At 73.9% G+C, this 18,218-nt stretch carries 19 protein-coding genes; 7 read left to right on the forward strand and 12 right to left on the reverse strand.

Annotated features, from left to right (window positions below):
* Window positions 1-40 precede the first annotated feature (40 nt).
* Entirely contained in the window at window positions 41-523 is a 483-nt protein-coding gene (locus ACTMTB_RS12755; protein WP_441145263.1) for a hypothetical protein, read from the reverse strand.
* Between the two features lie 265 nt (window positions 524-788).
* Here ACTMTB_RS12755 and ACTMTB_RS12760 point away from each other — a divergent pair, with 265 nt between their 5' ends.
* Complete coding sequence (locus ACTMTB_RS12760; protein ID WP_441145265.1) at window positions 789-1,763, forward strand: helix-turn-helix domain-containing protein; 975 nt, start codon at window positions 789-791, stop codon at window positions 1,761-1,763.
* Between the two features lie 68 nt (window positions 1,764-1,831).
* On the opposite strand, the gene ACTMTB_RS12765 is transcribed toward ACTMTB_RS12760, so the two are convergent.
* Window positions 1,832-3,460, reverse strand: coding sequence for a glycosyl hydrolase family 18 protein (locus ACTMTB_RS12765; RefSeq protein ID WP_441145267.1), 1,629 nt, complete (start codon window positions 3,458-3,460; stop codon window positions 1,832-1,834).
* Between the two features lie 143 nt (window positions 3,461-3,603).
* Between ACTMTB_RS12765 and ACTMTB_RS12770 the strand changes: the two genes are divergently transcribed.
* Window positions 3,604-4,092, forward strand: a complete 489-nt coding sequence (locus ACTMTB_RS12770) for a glutathione peroxidase (RefSeq protein ID WP_441145269.1) — start codon at window positions 3,604-3,606, stop codon at window positions 4,090-4,092.
* A gap of 129 nt (window positions 4,093-4,221) precedes the next feature.
* Here the strand turns inward: ACTMTB_RS12770 and ACTMTB_RS12775 are convergent, their stop codons facing one another.
* Window positions 4,222-5,025, reverse strand: coding sequence for an SGNH/GDSL hydrolase family protein (locus tag ACTMTB_RS12775; protein WP_441145271.1), 804 nt, complete (start codon window positions 5,023-5,025; stop codon window positions 4,222-4,224).
* Window positions 5,026-5,263: 238 nt separating this feature from the next.
* Between ACTMTB_RS12775 and ACTMTB_RS12780 the strand changes: the two genes are divergently transcribed.
* Window positions 5,264-5,950 carry an NADPH-dependent F420 reductase gene (locus tag ACTMTB_RS12780; protein ID WP_441145273.1) on the forward strand — a complete coding sequence of 229 codons (687 nt, stop codon included), beginning with the start codon at window positions 5,264-5,266 and terminating at the stop codon, window positions 5,948-5,950.
* Between the two features lie 140 nt (window positions 5,951-6,090).
* Here ACTMTB_RS12780 and ACTMTB_RS12785 read toward each other — a convergent pair whose 3' ends face one another.
* Together ACTMTB_RS12785 and ACTMTB_RS12790 are read right to left on the reverse strand one after the other, a co-directional pair.
* The gene (locus tag ACTMTB_RS12785; protein WP_441145275.1) at window positions 6,091-6,315 is read right to left on the reverse strand and encodes a GNAT family N-acetyltransferase; all 225 of its coding nucleotides are present in this window, start codon (window positions 6,313-6,315) and stop codon (window positions 6,091-6,093) included.
* Between the two features lie 9 nt (window positions 6,316-6,324).
* Window positions 6,325-6,807 carry a GNAT family N-acetyltransferase gene (locus tag ACTMTB_RS12790; RefSeq protein WP_441145277.1) on the reverse strand — a complete coding sequence of 161 codons (483 nt, stop codon included), beginning with the start codon at window positions 6,805-6,807 and terminating at the stop codon, window positions 6,325-6,327.
* 147 nt (window positions 6,808-6,954) lie between these two features.
* On the opposite strand from ACTMTB_RS12790, the gene ACTMTB_RS12795 reads away from it, so the two are divergent.
* Together ACTMTB_RS12795 and ACTMTB_RS12800 are read left to right on the forward strand one after the other, a co-directional pair.
* A complete protein-coding gene (locus tag ACTMTB_RS12795) occupies window positions 6,955-7,818 on the forward strand; it encodes a DUF4397 domain-containing protein (RefSeq protein ID WP_441145279.1) in 864 nt (287 codons plus the stop codon).
* Window positions 7,815-8,495: a class F sortase gene (locus ACTMTB_RS12800; RefSeq protein WP_441145281.1), complete on the forward strand. Its 681-nt coding sequence runs from the start codon at window positions 7,815-7,817 to the stop codon at window positions 8,493-8,495. The genes ACTMTB_RS12795 and ACTMTB_RS12800 overlap by 4 nt, the downstream gene beginning before the upstream one ends.
* Before the next feature lie 16 nt (window positions 8,496-8,511).
* On the opposite strand, the gene ACTMTB_RS12805 is transcribed toward ACTMTB_RS12800, so the two are convergent.
* From ACTMTB_RS12805 to ACTMTB_RS12825, 5 genes are all read right to left on the reverse strand, one after another.
* Window positions 8,512-8,862: a DUF2203 domain-containing protein gene (locus ACTMTB_RS12805; RefSeq protein ID WP_441145283.1), complete on the reverse strand. Its 351-nt coding sequence runs from the start codon at window positions 8,860-8,862 to the stop codon at window positions 8,512-8,514.
* Window positions 8,863-8,957: 95 nt separating this feature from the next.
* Complete coding sequence (gene proC, locus ACTMTB_RS12810; protein ID WP_441145285.1) at window positions 8,958-9,776, reverse strand: pyrroline-5-carboxylate reductase; 819 nt, start codon at window positions 9,774-9,776, stop codon at window positions 8,958-8,960.
* Window positions 9,777-9,849: 73 nt separating this feature from the next.
* Window positions 9,850-10,878 carry a 6-phosphofructokinase gene (locus ACTMTB_RS12815; RefSeq protein ID WP_357913608.1) on the reverse strand — a complete coding sequence of 343 codons (1,029 nt, stop codon included), beginning with the start codon at window positions 10,876-10,878 and terminating at the stop codon, window positions 9,850-9,852.
* Between the two features lie 179 nt (window positions 10,879-11,057).
* Window positions 11,058-11,561 (reverse strand): pyridoxamine 5'-phosphate oxidase family protein, encoded by a 504-nt coding sequence (locus ACTMTB_RS12820; RefSeq protein ID WP_441145287.1) that lies wholly within the window; start codon window positions 11,559-11,561, stop codon window positions 11,058-11,060.
* Between the two features lie 67 nt (window positions 11,562-11,628).
* A complete protein-coding gene (locus ACTMTB_RS12825; protein ID WP_441145289.1) occupies window positions 11,629-12,126 on the reverse strand; it encodes a polyadenylate-specific 3'-exoribonuclease AS in 498 nt (165 codons plus the stop codon).
* Between the two features lie 283 nt (window positions 12,127-12,409).
* Between ACTMTB_RS12825 and ACTMTB_RS12830 the strand changes: the two genes are divergently transcribed.
* Window positions 12,410-13,102, forward strand: a complete 693-nt coding sequence (locus ACTMTB_RS12830; RefSeq protein WP_088961072.1) for a Crp/Fnr family transcriptional regulator — start codon at window positions 12,410-12,412, stop codon at window positions 13,100-13,102.
* Between the two features lie 57 nt (window positions 13,103-13,159).
* Here the strand turns inward: ACTMTB_RS12830 and ACTMTB_RS12835 are convergent, their stop codons facing one another.
* Window positions 13,160-13,375 (reverse strand): hypothetical protein, encoded by a 216-nt coding sequence (locus tag ACTMTB_RS12835; RefSeq protein ID WP_154943926.1) that lies wholly within the window; start codon window positions 13,373-13,375, stop codon window positions 13,160-13,162.
* Between the two features lie 162 nt (window positions 13,376-13,537).
* On the opposite strand from ACTMTB_RS12835, the gene ACTMTB_RS12840 reads away from it, so the two are divergent.
* Complete coding sequence (locus tag ACTMTB_RS12840; protein ID WP_441145291.1) at window positions 13,538-17,122, forward strand: ATP-binding protein; 3,585 nt, start codon at window positions 13,538-13,540, stop codon at window positions 17,120-17,122.
* A 288-nt stretch (window positions 17,123-17,410) separates the two neighbouring features.
* Here ACTMTB_RS12840 and ACTMTB_RS12845 read toward each other — a convergent pair whose 3' ends face one another.
* A complete protein-coding gene (locus ACTMTB_RS12845) occupies window positions 17,411-18,121 on the reverse strand; it encodes a lysophospholipid acyltransferase family protein (RefSeq protein WP_441145293.1) in 711 nt (236 codons plus the stop codon).
* Between the last annotated feature and the right edge of the window lie 97 nt (window positions 18,122-18,218).

Genomic DNA, 18,218 nt, shown 5'->3' on the forward strand with positions numbered 1-18,218 from the left:
GACCGGCCGTCGAGGGGGACGGTTCCGGCAGATGGGAGGGTCAGGGGTTGACCGACGGCTCCGGGGTGTGCCCGCCGGGCGCTTCGCCGGAGATGCACCAGTCGGCGCCGCTGCGGGTGACCGTGAACAGCAGCGACCGGGGCACGTCCCGGGCGCCGACCGAAACGGTCACCGAGGCGCTGACCTCCTGCCCGCGCGGGCCGGAGCGCACGTCGGTGATGGCCGCCTTGGGCACCTCGAAGTGGTCGGCGAAGTCCCCGTTCGGGCCGGTGGCCGCCGCGTCGAAGGCCTGCTGCATCGGCGCGCAGAGCTGGCTGCGGCCGGCCGCGACGTCCTTGGCGGCCATCGCGTCGAGGTAGGCCTGCACCCGCTCGCGGGACTTGGTGGCCGCCTCCTCGGCGGGGGCACGCCCGACCGCGGGGCCGTCGCCCGCGTCGTCGTCGCCGCCGATCCCGCAGCCGAGCAGGGACAGCGGCAGCAGTGCCAGCGCGGCGACGCCGGCGGCGCGGTGCCTCGGGCGCATGGGTCCTCCCCTCGCTGCGGACATCGAGAGATGCCGAGCGGCGAGTCTGTCACATCGACCGACCTGCATGGCACGCCGTCATGGCCCCGCCGCTCTCCAGCCGACAACCCGCACGATCGAAAAGGGGTGACGGATACCCGACGACGGCCCCCGGCGGCCGGCCGGGGCACCGTCGCCGCGCGCACCCGACGGAGGCTGGCTAGTCTGCGGTGGTCGACGCGCCCGGGCGCGTCGCCGTGGCAGGAGGTGACCGCCCATCCTTTCCGTGGCGTCGGTCGACACCGGGTGGCTGCCACCGGCCGAGCGGTTCGACTTCTGGCAGGACCTGGTCGCCCGGGAGTCGGCGCCGGCCCGGATCAGCAGTGACCACGCCGCCGACTTCACCGCCTCGGCGCGGGTGGTCGACCTGGGCGTGGTCCGGCTCGGGGTGTGGCGGTACCCGTCGCTGGAGCTGCACCGGACGCGCCGGATGATCCGCAGCACGGATCCGGAGCTGTACCAGCTGGCCCTGCCGCTGTCCGGGCACGGCGCGATGTCGCAGCAGCGGCGTCAGGCGCCGCTCGCCCCGTCCAGCTTCGCCTTCGTCGACACCGTCCGCCCGCACGGGTCGTCGCACCGGGCCGACGGGACGGCCGCCGGTCCGCTGCGCACGCTGACCGCGCTGGTGCCCCACGCGGCACTGCCGCTCCCGGCGCACCGGATCGAGGAGCTGCTCGCCGCCGAGCTGCCCGCCGGCAGCGGGATGGGGCTGCTGCTGGCCCGCTTCCTGCGTCAGGTCGCCGACCACCCCGAGCAGTACGCGCCGACCGACGCCGCCCACCTCGACCAGGTCGCCCTGGCGCTGATCGCCGGCACCCTGGCCGGCCGACTCGACGACGAACGCGCCCTGCCGCTGGACGTCCGGGTCACCGGGCTGCGTACCCGGATCGAGGCGTTCGTGCAGCGGCACCTGGCCGACCCGGAGCTGACCCCGGCCGCGGTGGCCGCGGCGCACCACCTGTCGCTGCGGTCGCTGCACCGGCTCTTCGAGGGCACCGGCACCACGGTGGCCGGCCTGATCCGCGCTCGCCGTCTGGAGCGCTGCCGGCGCGACCTGGCCGATCCCCGGCTGGGCGGCCTGGCCGTGCACGAGGTGGCCGCGCGCTGCGGGTTCCGCGACCGGGCCCACTTCAGCCGGGCCTTCCGCGCCCGGTACGGCATGTCGCCGGGCGAGCACCGGGAGCGGGCCGCCCGACGGTGAGCGCACGGGGGCGGGGAGGGACCGTGGGTGTCCCTCCCCGCCGTGTGGGTGGTGCGTCGGCGCTCGGCTCAGCCGAGACCGCCCTTGATGGCGCCGATCAGCTCGCCGTTGCCGGTGTCACCGGAGAGCTCCCAGAAGAAGGCGCCACCGAGGCCCTGGTTCTTCGCGTAGGTCATCTTGCCGCCGATGGTGGACGGGGTGTCGTAGCTCCACCAGTTGCTGCCACACTTGGCGTACGCCGTGCCGGCGATGGTGCCGGTGGCCGGGCACGTGTTCTTGAGGACCTTGTAGTCATCGATGCCCTGCTCGTAGGTGCCCGGGGCGGGGCCGGTGGCGGTGCCGCCCGGAGCGGTCTGGGTGACCCCGGTCCAGCCCCGGCCGTAGAAGCCGATGCCGAGCAGCAGCTTGCTGGCCGGGATGCCCTTGGCCTTGAGCTTCTGGATCGCGGCGTCGGACCAGAAGCCCTGCTGCGGGATGCCGGTGTACGACGTCAGCGGCGAGTGCGGGGCGGTGGGGCCCTGCGGGTTGAAGGCGCCGAAGTAGTCGTAGGTCATCGGCATGATCCAGTTGAGGTACGACGAGGCCCCGGCGTAGTCGGTGGCGTCGATCTTGCCGCCGTTGCTGCCGTCCGCGGTGATCGCGGCGGTGACCAGGGCCGACGAGCCGAACTTCGACCGCAGCGCGCTGACCACGTTCCTGAAGGCGTTCGGGCCGCTGGAGTCACAGGTCAGGCCGCAGGCGTTCGGGTACTCCCAGTCGACGTCGATGCCGTCGAAGACGTCCGCCCAGCGCGGGTCCTCGACCAGGTTGTAGCAGCTGTCGGCGAAGGCGGCGGGGTTCTGCGCGGCCTGGGTGAAGCCACCCGACCAGGTCCACCCGCCGAAGGACCAGATCACCTTCAGGTGCGGGTACATCTTCTTGAGCTTGCGCAGCTGGTTGAAGCTGCCGCGCAGCGGCTGGTCCCAGGTGTCCGCGACACCGTCCACACTGTCGGCCGCGGTGTACGCCTTGTCGTAGTCGGCGTAGCTGTCACCGATGGTGCAGCGCCCTCCGGTGGTGTTGCCGAAGGCGTACAGGATGTGGGTCAGCTTGGCCGCGGACCCGCTGGTGTGGATGTTCTTGACGTGGTAGTTGCGGCCGTAGACGCCCCACTCGGCGAAGTACCCGACGACCTTCTTGTCCCCGGTCGGCGGCGGGGTGGTGGGCGGGGGCGTGGTGGGCGGCGGCGTGGTCGGCGGGGTCGTGGTGGGCGGGGTGGTGGTCGGCGGCGCGGTGGTGGTCGGCGGCGGGGTGCTGCCGCCGCCGCACGGCGCGCCGTTGACGGTGCAGTTCAGCGGCGCCTTGAACGCCCCGGTGCCGTTGTAGCCCCAGCTGAAGCTGGCGCCGGGGCCGAGCGGGCCGGCCCAGCTCTTCTTGACCGCGACGTAGTGGTTGCCGCTGCTGGTGACGTCGGCGTCCCAGAAGCTGCTGATGGTGGTGCCCGACGGCAGGTCGAACTCGATGCGCCAGGTGTCGACGCTGGCGCTGGAGCCGTTGGCGACGGTCACGCGGGTCTCGTGGCCGGTCCCCCAGTCCTGCGCCTTGGCGAACGTGGCGGTCACGCTACCGGCGCCGAACGCCGAGGTCACCGGCACCGCGGCGACGGTCAGCGCGACCACGGCGCCGGCCCAGAGGGCGCGGCGGAGCGATCTGTTCATGTGGCACCTCCTCCAACAGTTAGGAAACTTTCCAGAAGATGGGGAGACGCTACTCACGCTGTCATCACTTCGTCAAGATGTGCATTTATCGATTTCCCCGTGGGTCGCGGTGGCGCGTCGGCCGGGACGCGTAGCCTCGCGACATGACCGTCTTCAACATCGAGATCGACGCCCTGGCCGGCGGCCCGGCCGACCTGGCCGCGTACCGGGGCCGGGCGCTGCTGGTGGTGAACGTGGCCTCCCGCTGCGGCCTCACCCCGCAGTACGCCGGCCTCCAGGAGCTCTACACCACGTACGCCGACCGGGGCCTGGTGGTGCTCGGGGTGCCGTGCAACCAGTTCGCCGGGCAGGAGCCGGGCACGGCCGACGAGATTGAGGACTTCTGCCAGGTCAACTACGGGGTCACCTTCCCGCTGACCGAGAAGGTCGACGTCAACGGCCCGGCGCGGCACCCGCTCTACGCGGAACTGGTCGGCACCCCCGACGGCGAGGGGCACACCGGGGACGTGCGGTGGAACTTCGAGAAGTTCCTCGTCGCGCCGGACGGCACGGTCGCGGCCCGGTTCGCCCCGACCGTCACCCCGGACTCCGCCGAGCTGCGCGCCGGCATCGAGAAGGTCCTGCCGGCCTGAGCCGCCGCCTGAACCACCGCCCGCCCGGCCAGTGCGGGCCGGGGCGCGGCGTCACACCGGACGAAGGCGCGACCGTGCCGCCCACCGGTCAGTGGGCGGCGCGGCGCCGCTGGGAGCGGCGGTGGCGCGTCAGCCGGCCGCCGAGCGGAACACCGGGTAGTAGCCGCCGGACTGGCCGGCCGCCGTCGGGTGGTACGAGATGCCGATGTTGGCGTAGTTCAACGCGTGCAGCCACTTCTCCCCGTAGCTGCACAGCTGGTGCCCGACGAAGATCGAGCGGACGTCGGCGAAGGTGAAGCCGGCGGCGGCCGCGGCGCTGCGGGTGATGTCGTCGACCAGGTTGATGCCTTCGTTGATCTTCGCGCGGGAGGTGGCGCTGAGCCCGACGCAGAACGTGCCGAGCTGGTAGAAGACCGGGTAGCCGACGACCACCACCCGGGCGGACGGGGCCCGGCTGCGGATGCCGTTGTAGACGCCTGCCAGCAGGCCGGCCAGCTGCGCCCGGGCCTTGTCCTCGGCGGCCTGCACCGCGGCCACGCACTGCGTCTCACCCTGCAGCACGCAGGTGGTCATGATGCTGGAGAAGCCGACGTCGTTGCCGCCGACCGTGATGCTGACCAGCGTGGTGCTCGCCGAGAGCGCGGAGAGCTGGGTGTTGGTCACGCTGGTGGTGGTCGCCCCGGAGCAGGCCACCGAGCGGTACGAGGCGGGCCTGATGTTGGTGTTGTACAGCGCCGGGTACGCGCTGGTGCTGCGCTGACAGGAACCGCTCTCGGCGGTGTAGTTCCCGGCGCCGACGCCGGAGGCGTACGAGTCGCCGAGGGCGACGTACTGGTCGCTGGGGGATGCCTGGGCGGGCACCGCGATGCCGAGCGTGACGCCGAGGGACGCGGCGAGGCTCAGGGCGAGGGTCACGAAACGGGATCTCCGCACGTCGCACTCCTGGGGGTGGGAAGTGGTGGTGTGAGATAGATATCAATTGATCGGTGCGGGTCGGAAGATCACCGATTGCGCGGCAGGTGAAGATAGATCCTTAGCGATACAAACCATTGCCAGTGATGCGATCGACGATGAAGGATTCCTCCACGGGACGATCCGTGCGCGCCGCCGGCCGAATAACCAAGCACGGCGGTGGGGAATGCCGACGTCCACACCGGAGTTGGCAACGGACATGACAACTGTGGGACTGATCGGCAGCGGCAACATCGGTGGCACCGTGGCCCGGCTGGCGGTGGCCGCCGGTCACGACGTGGTGCTCAGCAACTCGCGCGGACCGGAGACGCTGCAGGACCTGGTGGCGGAGCTGGGCCCGCGGGCCCGGGCGGGCACGCCGGCCGAGGCCGCCGCGGCGGGGGACCTGGTCGTGGTCACCATTCCGCTGCGGGCCTACCGCGAGGTGCCCGCCGCGCCGTTGGCCGGCAAGACGGTCATCGACACCAATAACTACTACCCGGAGCGGGACGGGCACTTCCCGGAGCTGGACGACGAGTCGACCACCACCAGTGAGCTGCTCCAGGCGCACCTGCCGAAGTCCAGCGTGGTCAAGGCCTTCAACAACATCTACTTCGCGCACCTGCACGCCCTGGCCCGCCCGGCCGGGGCCGCCGACCGCAGCGCGCTGCCGATCGCCGGCGACGACGCCGGCGCCAAGGCCGCGGTGACGGCGTTCCTCGACTCGCTCGGGTACGACACCGTCGACGTCGGGCCGCTGGCCGAGGGCTGGCGGTTCCAGCGGGACACCGCCGCGTACGCCGCCCTCTACTCCGCCGACCCGGCCGACTGGGAGCGGCCCGCCGCGAGGAACGCGGAGCAGGTCCGGGCCGCGCTGGCCGCCGCCCGCCGCTACGCCGACAGCTGAGCGGCGACGCTCCATCCGGTGGCGGTGCCGGTCCGGCACCGCCACCGCTGCGGGCCGGCCCCCGTCGCGGCGTTCCGGCGGCCCGGGGCCTCAGCCGGAGCAGACCCGGCCGGTCGGGACGCCGAGCGGACGGGCCGGCGTCAGGCCGGCGAGCTCCACTCGTCGGCGAGCACCGACCAGACCTCGAGGTCGATCCGACCAGCCGGACCCGGGTAGAGCTGCCGCAGCGTGCCGTCCCGGCGCATGCCGAGCCGCCGGGCCACGGCGATGCTGCGCGTGTTGGTGGCGTTGGTGCGCCACTCCACCCGCTGGATGCCCCGCTCGCCCACCGCCCCGGCGGAACCGGTCAACGGCAGGGCGAACACGGCGACTCCTCAGGACGCGGGCAGGCTCAGGCGCAGGGTGGGGCCGGGGGTGTCCCGGAAGCCGAGCGAGCGGTAGAGCGCCTCGCCGGGCACCGACGCCCGCAGGTCGATCTTCAGTACGCCGCGATCCCGGTACCAGTCGAGCAGGCCCGACATGCACGCCCGGGAGTAGCCGCGCCGCCGGTACCCCGGGTCGGTGACCACGTTGAAGACGTACCCGGTCAGTCCACTGGGGTTGCCCGGCCCGCCCAGGCGACGCTCGATGGTGCCGGTCGCGCAGGCGGCGAGCACGCCGGGCCGGTCGGGGGCGTCCACCACGAAGACGGCCATCAGGTCCGCCGGGTCGGCGAGCCGCTCGCGCAGCACCTCCCGGGCGGCCGGCTGCCACGGCCCGGGCGGCGGCTCCGCCCCCTGCATCGACGCCAGCATCACCCCGCGCAGCCGGACGATCTCCGCCGCGTCACCGGGTCCGGCCCGCCGCACCTTGATCATGACCGGACGGTACCGCACCCCGGCGGCCGGGCGTGGCAGGTGATTCCGCTGTCGGGAACGGCGACGACACGCGCGCCGACAGTTGCGCCGCAGTCCCGCAAACGAGACTCTATGACCGGTCCCCCTGACACGCCTCGGAGGCGACGTATGCCCCAGCTCCGTACCGCGCCCCGCCGGCTGGTCGCCGCCGCCGGGGCGCTGCTGCTCGGCGCCGCGCTGACCGCCGCCGCCCCGCCCGCCCGGGCCGCCGCCCCGCAGGACGTCGGATACGTACGCCTCGCGCACCTCTCCCCCGACACCCCCGCCGTGGACGTCTACCTCTCCGCGCCGGGCGCGGCCGAGCCCCAGGTCTTCCCCGCCGTCGGCTATGGCGTGGTCTCCGAGTACCTGACCCTGCCCGCCGGCCGGTACGCGGTGGCGATGCGCGAGGCGGGCGCCCCGGCCAGCCAACCACCGGTGCTCACCACCGAGGTGGCCGTCGAGGCCGGTGCGGCGTACACGGTCGCCGGGGTGGGCCGGCACGCCGACCTCGGCCTGCGGGTGCTCGCCGACGACCTCAGCGCCCCGGCCCCCGGGCAGGCGAAGGTCCGCGTCGTGCAGGCGTCGGTCCGGGCGCCGGTGATCGACGTCGCGGCGACCGACGGGCCGGCCATCGCCGACGCGGTCCGCTTCGCCACCACCACCGACTACCGCGAGGTCGAGCCGGGACGCTGGCGGCTGCGGCTGGGCGGGGACAACGGCCCGACCACGGACGCCGAGGTCACCCTGACCGGCGGCCGGGTCTACTCGCTGCTGGTGCTGGACGGCCGGCGCGGTGGACTCGCCACCGAGCTGCGCGAGGACGCCCGGGGCGGGGCGGTCACCCCGGCCGGCGGGGTGCCGGCGGGAGCCGGTGGGCTGGCCGGGCGCGGGCTCGGGGCGTACCCGATGGTGGCCGGCGCCCTGCTCGCGGCGGCCGTGGTGGTCGGGGCGGCGCTGCTGGTGCGGCGCCGGCGGCGACCGGTCTGGTGACCAGCCGGCCCGGCTTCACGATCCGGCGGCACCGCGACCGCCGGGCGCCGCTGGCCGCGCTGGTCGCGGCCGGCGCGGCGGTCTGCCTCGCCGCCGGCACCGGCGTCGGGCTGGCCGGCGAGGCCGCGCCGGTGCCACCGGCGAGCTGGCGGCCGGGCTGCGCCGACGGTTGCGCGACGACCGCCGCGCCGCTGCCCGCGCCGCACGGTCCCCCCACCCGGGTACGCGTCGCGCGGATCGGCGTCGACGCCGACCTCGCGGTGCTCGGGCTGGACGCGGCCGGCCAACTGGTCCCGCCGGCCGACCACGACCGGGCCGGCTGGTACGGCGGTGGCCCCGCGCCCGGCGACCCGGGGCCGGCGGTGATCGCCGGTCACCTCGACTCCCGCCGGGGACCGGCCGTCTTCGCCCGCCTCGGTGAGCTGCGCGCGGGCGACCGGATCGAGGTCTGGCGCGGCGGGCAACGGCTGGCCTTCCGGGTCACCGGATCGCTGCGCACCCGCAAGGACGCCTTCCCCACCGCCACCGTGTACGGCCCCACCCCCGGCCCGGAGCTGCGCCTGGTCACCTGCGGCGGTGCCTTCGACCGGCGCACCGGCCACTACCGGGACAACGTGGTGGTCTTCGCGGTCGCCGAGCCGTCGGCCGACCCGCTCCCCCGCTCGGCGGCCGACTGAGCGTCCGGGCGGTGCGTCAGACCGGTCGGCGGCCGGCGAAGCCGCACTCGGCGCGGTGGTACCAGCGCACGTCGGTGTCCCCCTCCAACCAGCACCACAGCACCGGCCGGCCGTCGCGTTCGCCGGGGAAGTCCAGCAGCACCGGGGCGATGCCCTTGACCTGGATGTCGTGCGAGTTCAGCTCCTCCAGCACGGTGTGCAGCCGGGCCTCCAGCCCCTTGATCTCGGCTCGGCCGCCGAGGGCCGAGACCCCCGAGGCCGCCAGGTCGGCGCGGAGTTCGGCGAGGTCGGCGCGGAGCCGGATCAGCTCGTCGACGCGGGGGCGCAGGGTGGCCACCAGGTGCCGGGCCTGGGCGAGAGTGAACACCCGGCAAGTATGGGCCACCGGGACGTCCTCGACCGGACGAGCCCGCGCTCGGACCACCCCGGAACGGGTGTGCCCCGGCCGCCCGCCGGCGGGGCTCAGTCGGCCTGGGCGGCCAGCTCGCGGGCCCGGTCGCGGGCCGCCTCCAGCGCCGCCAGCATGGCCGCGCGGACGCCGTGGTTCTCCAGCTCACGGATGGCGGAGATGGTGGTGCCGGCCGGTGAGGTGACCGCCTCGCGCAGCTTCACCGGGTGCTCCCCGGAGTCGCGCAGCATCACCGCCGAGCCGATCGCGGTCTGCACGATCAGCTCGTGCGCCACCTGCCGGGGCAGGCCGAGCAGGATGCCCGCGTCGATCATGGCCTCGACCAGCAGGTAGAAGTACGCGGGACCGGAGCCGGAGAGCGCGGTGACCGCGTCCTGCTGGGACTCGGGCACCCGGATGGTGGCGCCGAGCGGGGTGAACATCTCCTCGGCCAGCTCCAGGTGCGCGCCGGTGGCGTGCGCGCCGGCCGAGATGGCGGTCATCGCCTGGTCGACCAGGGCCGGCGTATTCGTCATCACCCGGACCACCGGGGTGCCGTCGGGCAGCCGGCGGGCGAAGAAGCCGGTGGGCAGGCCGGCGCAGAGGGAGATGACCAGCTTGTCCGGCGGGACCTTGGGACCGATCTCCTCCAGCAGGGTCGCCGCGTCCTGCGGCTTGACCGAGATCGCCAGCACCGCCGCCTCCTCGACCGCGGTGAGGTTGTCGACCACCCGTACGCCGTACCGGGCGGTCAGCTCCTCGGCGCGCGCCGGACGTCGGGCGGTGGCCAGCAGCCGTTCCACCGGCCAGCCGGAGCGCAGCAGCCCGGAGAGCATCAGCTCGCCGATCTTGCCGGCGCCGATCACGGCGACCGTGTGCCTGCCCGCTGCCATCGCTGTGGTACCCCTTCCGTCACGGTGGCCGGCGGGGCGGCGGGTGATCCGCCGCGCCGCCGGTACCGGTCGATCAGCTGCCGAAGAAGACCTCGGCCTCGGCGTACCGCTCCAGCGGCACGGTCTTCAGCTCGCGGGTGGCCTCGGCCAGCGGCACCCGGACGATGTCGGTGCTCTGCATCGCGACCATCTTGCCCCAGTCGCCCTCGTGCACCGCGTCGATCGCCTGCAGGCCGAGCCGGGTGGCGAGCACCCGGTCGAAGGCGGTCGGGGTGCCGCCACGCTGGATGTGGCCGAGCACGACGGTGCGGGCCTCCTTGCCGGTCTTCGCCTCCAGCTGCTCGGCGAGCCACTGGCCGATGCCGCCGAGGCGGACGTGCCCGAACGAGTCGAGCTCCTGGTTGTGCAGCACCATCTGGCCGTCCAGCGGCTGGGCGCCCTCGGCGACCACCACGATCGGGGCGTACTGGTGCTGGAAGCGCTTCTCGACGTACCCGGCGACCTGGTCGACGTCGAACTGCCGCTCCGGCAGCAGGATCACGTTGGCGCCGCCGGCGAGGCCGGCGTGCAGGGCGATCCAGCCGGCGTGCCGGCCCATCACCTCGACCACCAGGGTGCGGTGGTGGCTCTCGGCGGTGGTGTGCAGCCGGTCAATGGCCTCCATCGCGATGTTGACCGCGGTGTCGAAGCCGAAGGTGTAGTCGGTGGCGCCGAGGTCGTTGTCGATGGTCTTCGGCACGCCGATCACGTTGACGCCCAGCTCGTGCAGCTTGGTGGCCACGCCGAGGGTGTCCTCGCCGCCGATCGCGATCAGGGCGTCGACGCCCTGCGCGGCGAGGTTCTCCTTGATCCGCTCCACCCCGTTTTCGATCTTGAACGGGTTGGTCCGGGACGAGCCGAGGATGGTGCCGCCGCGCGGCAGGATGCCGCGGACCTCCGCGATGCCCAGCGGCCTGGACAGGCCCTCCAGCGGGCCCTTCCAGCCGTCCTGGAAGCCCACGAACTCGTGACCGTAGGTGGCGACGCCCTTGCGGACCACCGCCCGAATGACCGCGTTGAGACCTGGGCAGTCGCCGCCGCCGGTGAGCACGCCGATACGCATGATCTGCTCATCCTCCTGGAGCATCAGGTGAAGCCCGGATAAGCCCCAGGATATGTGTCAGATCAGACCATCGGCGCCATTGCCGGCCCGGGGCGGGCCGTCAGTGCGCACTGTAGTCGGCGCGGGTGTCCGCCGACAGCGCGCCCCGGCCCGTCCCACCCGCCGAACCGGGCTACCGGTCAGTAGCTGACCTCGTGGTTCTCGCCCGCCTTCGGCGGCCTGCCGGTCACCGCCGCCCGGGCGAACCCGAGCAGGTTGACCACCGCGCCGCCCGGCGAGTCCCAGTACTCGGCGGAGTTGGCGTGCACCTTGATCAGCGTCAGGCCGGGGGTGTCGAGGCCGTCCGGGAACCAGGTCTTCAGCAACGGGTTCCACACCTGCTCGGCCTTCGCCCGGTCGTAGCTCTCCTGGGCGGTGCCGGAGACCGACACCCAGGCGTCGTGCCGCTGGTCGGAGAAGGCGACGTTCACCTCCGGGTTGACCCGGATCTGGCGCACCTTCGGCGAGTCCGCGTAGGCGAAGAACCACAGGTCGCCGTCGAACTCCGCCTCCTGCAACCCCATCGGCCGGCTCACCATCCGCCCGTCCACGCCGATGGTGGTCAGCATGCAGATCCGAGCCCGCCGGATCAGCTCGGTCACCCGGCGGCGGGCGTCGGCGGCGCTGGTCGGGTCACTACTCATCGTGAACTCCCTCGCATCGGCTCGTCGAACCGGTGCCCCGGACAGAACGGGTCAAACCCGCATGGCCTCACCGGCCCGTCATCGCCCGCCACCGCGCCAGGTTGTGCCGGGCGTCGACCAGGGCGTCGTGCCGGTCGGCGTCGGCGTCGGGCAGCTTCGGCCGACCCCGGTCGTCCCAGAGCTGGCGCAGCTCCTTGGTGAAGCGGGGGATCTCCCGGGGCAGCGCCGGCATCGCCCCCCAGAGCTGCGCCAGCACCACGTGGTCGTACGCGGCGTACCAGGCCCAGAGTTCGAGCTGCTCGCCCGGGCGGTCGCGGATCGGCTCCAGCAGGAAGTCGTAGAGGTCGTCGCGGATGCGCTCGCGCGAGCGCCAGGCGCGGTCGGCCGGGGACGGCAGCTTGTCGAGCACGTTGCGGCGCACCCAGGGCACGGCGCGGGAGTCGTCGAACTGGGTGGAGACCGCGTAGAACTCGCGGCCGTACTCGTCGACGACACCGATCGACACGAGGTCGACGATCTGGCCGTCCTCGATGAATTCGCAGTCGTAGAAATAGCGGTAGACCATCGCGTCAATCCTCGCGTACGCCCGGCGGCCTCCGCCGCCCGGGTCCGTTCCCGACCGGCTCCCCACCCTTGCCACGGGGGCGAAACCGCACCTCAGCCGGCACCCCGACCCCGGCCGGCGGCGTCACGCAGACGATTTGAGGGGTGTACAGCAAGCGACTGGACCGTCATGATCTGATGTGTACCGCTACCGGACGCCGAATTGGTGTCAGTTCACCTCTTCAGGGGCCGTCAGGTTCACCCGGTGAGCGAGTTGTGGTCCTTGACCGGGGAGGGGTTGGGCCGTGGAGATGCGCCTGCCGGAGCCGGGTGACGCCCTCACGGGCGTGGAGATGTTCGCCGGGCTGGAGCCGGAGGTGCGGCAGCGGGTGATCGCCGCGGCGGTGCCGCGCACGTACCGCAAGGGCCAGCTGCTCTTCGTGGAGAACGACCCGGGCGAATCGCTGATCGTGCTGCGCCGGGGGGCGGTGGCGGTGTTCCGCACCGCGCCGACCGGCGAACGGGCGGTGCTGTCGGTGATCCGGCCGCCGGACGTGCTCGGCGAGGTCTCGCTGCTGGACGCCTCCACCCGCTCGGCGTCCGCCGAGGCGATCGAGGACAGCGCCGCGCTGGCCCTGTCCCGACCCGCCTTCATGGAGCTGGTGCACTCCAACCCGCGCATCCTGGACGCGGTGATGCGCTCGCTGGGTGGCCTGATCCGCCGGCTGACCGAGCAGAACGCCGACCATGTCTTCCTGGACCTGCCCGGCCGGGTGGCCAAGACCCTGGTCCGGCTGGCCGGCGAGAGCCAGGCCCCGATGATCACCATCGAGCTCAACCAGAGCCAGCTCGCCGAGATGGCCGGCGGCTCCCGGCAGAGCGTCAACCAGGCGATCGGCTCCTTCGCCAGCCGGGGCTGGCTGCGGACCGAGGGTCGCCGGATCGTCGTCACCGACGTGTCCGCGCTGCGCCGCCGGGCCGGGATGAACGACCGCTGACCGCGCGACGCGGCCGGGCGCTGCCTGCGCCGGCCGCGTCGGCTCACTGCCCCCGGCTCACGGGGTGGTGCTGGTCGGCCCCGCCCAACTGGTGGTGGTGCCGGTCGGCCCGGCCCAGTCGGTGCCGTCCTTGCCGCCACCGGACTGCTCGCTGACGATCCCCTCGGCCTGGAGCACGGCCAGCGTGGCGGCGTCGACGTCGACCGACTCCCCCGCGGAGTGGGCGACGCCGTCACCGTCGGTCCAGTCGCTCTCGAGCTTCACATACACCATGATCTCTCCCCTTGATCATTGATGGGATTTCGGCCGCCTGAATGTAGCTCTCCCAACCGGCCGGAGGAGTGTCCACAAGCCAACAGCCCGGTACCCGACAGCGCCGGCAACGGCGATACTCACGGTGGACACCGGGCGACGACCGGCAGGCAGACCCACCCAGTGGAGGGCGTCATCTCCGCGCAGTGTGACCGTTGTGGACGTACCGCCGCCGACGGCGACCGCTTCTGCGGTGGCTGTGGGACGGAGCTGGGTGCGCTCTGCCCGCACTGCCTGCGGCCGCTCGCCACCGACGCGGTGTTCTGCACCTCGTGCGGCGCGCCCCGCGCCGGCTCCGGCCGGCCCGTCGCGACCCCGCAGGAGGACCGCCGCCGGGTCAGCGTGCTCTTCGTCGACCTGATCGACTTCACGCCGTACGTCGAACGGGCCGACCCCGAGCAGGTCCGCGGCATGCAGACCGGCTTCTTCTCCGCCGCCAAGCGGGTCGTCGGGCAGTACGGCGGCGTGGTCGAGAAGTACATCGGCGACGCGGTGATGGCGCTGTTCGGCGCCCCGGTGGCCACCGAGACCGACGCGCTACGCTGCGTCCGGGCCGGGCTGGAGCTGCAACGGGTACTCACCCGGTTCGCCCCCACCGGCGCCGACGAGCTGCGCTTCCGGGTGGGCGTGGCGACCGGCGAGGCGCTGGTCGACGTGGCCGCCGCCCGCGACGGCGGGCAGGCCATCGTCGCCGGCGACGTGGTCAACACCGCCTCCCGGATGCAGTCCGTGTCGCCGCCCGGCGGCGTGCTGGTCTGCGGCACCACCCACGCGCTGACCAAGGACGCCATCCGGTACGCCGAGCAGCCGCCGGTCACCCTGCGCGGGCGTTCCTCGCCGACCGAGGTCTGGCTGGCCCTGTCCCCGGTACGCCGGCAGCCGACCGACCGGGAACCCGACACCACCCCGCTGATCGACCGCGAACACGAGCTGGGCCTGCTGGTCAACGCCCTGCACCGGTCGCTGCGGGACCGCCGCCCCCAGGTGGTGACGCTCTTCGGCCGGGCCGGCATCGGCAAGAGCCGGCTGATCCGGGAGCTGTACCGGCACTCCGGGCGGCTGGTCGACGAGCCGGTGAGCTGGCGTACCGGGCGGTGCCCGCCGTTCGGCGAGAACGTCACGTTCGCCGCGCTGGCCGACATCGTCAAGACCGAGGCCGGCATCCTGGACACCGACCCGGCCCCCACCGCGTCCCGCCGGCTGAGCGCGGCGGTGGCCGAGCTGGTCGGCCCGGGCGAGCGGGACCGGCTGGTCGACGCGCTGCGCCCGCTGGTCGGGCTCGCCGGCGTCACGCTGCCCGCCGAGGAGACCGAGTCGGCCTGGCGTCGCTTCCTGCTGGCGCTGGCCGCCCGCCGCCCCACCGTACTGGTCTTCGAGGACCTGCACTGGGCCGACGACGCGATGCTGCGCTTCGTCGAGCTGCTCGGCGCCGGCGCCCGGGACGTGCCGCTGCTGCTGCTCTGCACCGCCCGCCCGGAGCTGGTCGACCGGGACCCGAGCTGGGCGGGCACCATCACCGGCTCGGTGACGATCACCCTCCCGCCGCTGCGCGACACCGGCATCGCCTCGCTCTACGCGCACATGTTCGGCCAGGCGGCCTTCTCCGCCGACATGCTCAGCCCACTGATCGAGGTGGCCGGCGGCAACCCGCTCTACGCCCACGAGTACGTGCGGATGCTGATCGAACAGGGCGCGCTGCGCCAGTCCGGGCGGGGCTGGTCGCTGGAGAAGCACCTCGACCTGCCGATGCCGGAGAGCGTGCACGCGGTCATCGCCAACCGCGTCGACCTGCTCGACGCCAAGGACCGCGCGGTGCTGCTGGCCGCCTCGGTGGTCGGCGTGCAGTTCTGGCCGGGCGCGGTGGCCGCCGCGCTGGGCCAGCCCGTCGAGTCGGTGGAGCGGTGCCTGCGCCGGCTGGAGCAGCGCGACTTCGTCCACGAGCAGGCGGCGTCCACGATGGCCGGGCAGCCGGAGTTCCGGTTCCGGCACGTGCTGGTGCGCGACGTCTGCTACCAGCGGCTGCCGCGTACCGAGCGGGTGGCCCGGCACGAGCGGACGGCCGGCTGGCTGGACGCGCTGTCGCAGAGCCGGGACACCGACCTGGCCGAGGTCCTGGCGCACCACCGCTGGGCGGCCCACGAGATCGCCCGCACGCTGGGCATGCCGATCCAGCGGTACGCCGGCCCCGCGCGGGCCGCGCTGCACCGGGCGGCCCGCCGCGCGTACGCCCTGCACGGGCTGGACGCCGCAGCCAGCCACGCGGGCCGCGCCCTCGGCCTGGCCGACGACAGCGACCCGGTCGACCGGCTGCAACTGGAGCTGCTGAGCACCGAGATCTCGTTCTACCGCGACGGCAACGCCTTCCTCTCCGGCGGCGGCCCGGAGCAGCTGCACGCGCTGGCCGACCGGCTGCTCGCGCACGGCGACGACGCCTGCGCCGCCCGGGCCTGGACGCTGCTCGGCCAGGCCGCCTGGCTGCGCGCCGACCGCAGCGCCGCGGTGGCCTGTCTGGACCGGGCGGTCGCGCTCTTCGGGCCGCTGCCGGACAGCGCCCAGAAGGCGGACGCGCACGCCGAGCTGGGCCGGCTGCACATGCTCAACTACGAGCGGGACGCGGCGGTCGCCGCCGCCGAGACGGCGGCCGGGATCGGCGAGCGCCTGGGCCTGGCGGAGATCCGCACCAACGCCCGGATCACCGCGGCCACCGCCCGGTACCAGGCCGGCGACCGGGCCGGCCTGGACGAGCTGCACGCGCTGGTCGAGTTGAGCCGGACCCAGCAGCTGCTCGCCCTGCCCCGGGCGCTGCAGAACCTCGCCTTCGCGCTGCGCGAGGAGGGCGACTGGTTGCGCTCCGACGCGCTGCTGTCGACCGCGCCGGCCGCCCGGGGCAGCGGGCAGACCCTCGCCACCAGCTACTCCGGCGAGGCGATGCGGGCGTACTTCGACGGGGACTTCGGCCGGCTGCTGGCCGCCGCCGACGCGTTCGTGGACACCCCCACCGGCGGCTGGGACATGCAGGTGCGCGGCCTGCGCTCGTGCCTGCTGGTGCTGCGGGGCCTGCCGGTGCCGCCGGCGCCGCGACCGCTGCCGGCCGCCGGGGACGGGCCGGCCGCCGTGGGAGCCGAGCGGCACCGCGACGACGTGGCGGCGGCGCTGGAGACGGCCCGCCGCAGCGGGTTCCACCGGCCCTACTGGACGATGCTCGGGATGGCCGCGCTCTGCCGGGCGTTGCAGGGGCGACTCGACGAGGCAGCCGCGCTGGTGGACGAGCTGGCCGACGCGTGGACGGCCGTGCCGGCGCTGGCCAGCGGCGAGTGGATCGCCGCGGCGGCGTACGCGGCGACGCTGGCCGGCCGGGACGCCGCCGTACGGGTCCGGGCGATGCTGGACCAGTTGGCCCACCGCACCCCGTGGTCGGAGGCGGCGCTGCGCACCGTGACCGGGGCGCTGGCCGCGGCGGACGGCGACCACCGGCGCGCCGGCGAGTTGCACCTGGCCGGGGCGGAGATCTACGCCCGCATCCCGGACGTCACCGACCGGGTGCTGGCCCTGGCGCTGGCCGCGGCGGAGCTGACCCTGGCCGGCGACCCGGCGGCCCGGGCGCCGCTGGCCGAGGTGCGCACCTTCGCCCTGCGCAACGACGCCCCGGGCCTGCTGGACCTGGCCCGCGGCCCGGTCCCGCAGGCCGGCCCCGCCCTGGCCTCCTGACCCCCGGCCGCCACCCGCCCGGCGACGCCACTCGCCGGCTCCCACCGCGCCCCGCCGCGCCGTTCCCACCCCACCCCGCCGGGCCTTGATCGGCACGAGATGCGGCGAGTCGCGGTGTCCAGCCGGTCCAGCCGCCCCGCCGGGCCCGTGATCGACGCGGTTTGCGGCGAGTCGCGGTGTCCGGCCGAGCGGTGACCGCGACTCGCCGCAAACGGAGTTGATCAGCCCGCCGCGAGCCGGGGTCGGTCACGCCGGGTGGTGGGGCGGTGGTGCGGCCGGCCGGGTCGGTCAGGCGGCGATCGGCTCGCGGGTGACCGGTTCGGTGGGGGGCTGGTTCTTCAGCTTGGCGGCGTACATGTCGATGTACTCGCGACCGGAGAGCTCCATCAGCTCGTACATGATCTCGTCGGTCACCGCCCGCTCGACGAAGCGGTCGCCGGCCAGGCCGGCGTAGCGGGAGAAGTCCAGCGGCGGGCCGAACCGGATCCGGACCCGGGCGATCTTGGGGATCAGCTTGCCGGGCGGCTGGATCTCGTCGAGGTTGAGCATCGCCACCGGGATCACCGGGGCGCCGCTCTCCAGCGCGAGCCGGGCCACCCCCGTCTTGCCCCGGTAGAGCCGCCCGTCGGGCGACCGGGTCCCCTCCGGGTAGATCCCGGCGACGCCGCCGGCCCGCAGCACGCTGAGCTGGGTGTCCAGGGCGGCCTGGGCGGCGCGGCCGCCGGATCGGTCGACCGGGATGCAGCCGGTGCCGGCGAAGAACGCCTTGGTGAGCCAGCCTTTGATGCCCTTACCGGTGAAGTATTCCGCCTTGGCCACGAAAGTGACTTTTCGCGGCACGATCAGCGGGGTGAAGATCGAATCCGAGAACGACAGGTGGTTGCTGGCGAGGATCACCGGACCGGTCTCCGGAACGTGGTGCAGCCCCTCCACCCGGGGACGGAAGATCAGCCTGAGCAGCGGGCCGAGGATGATGTACTTCATCAGCCAGTACAGCAACGGTGTCCTTCCGGAGCAGGGGCGGGCGACACCACCGGAGAAACGGGCCGGTGGGCCGCCGGGCGGACCCGGCGACCGCGCCGGGAATGGCCGTCGG

It is taken from the genome of Micromonospora sp. L32, from assembly GCF_052068055.1.
Lineage (GTDB): Bacteria > Actinomycetota > Actinomycetes > Mycobacteriales > Micromonosporaceae > Micromonospora > Micromonospora purpureochromogenes.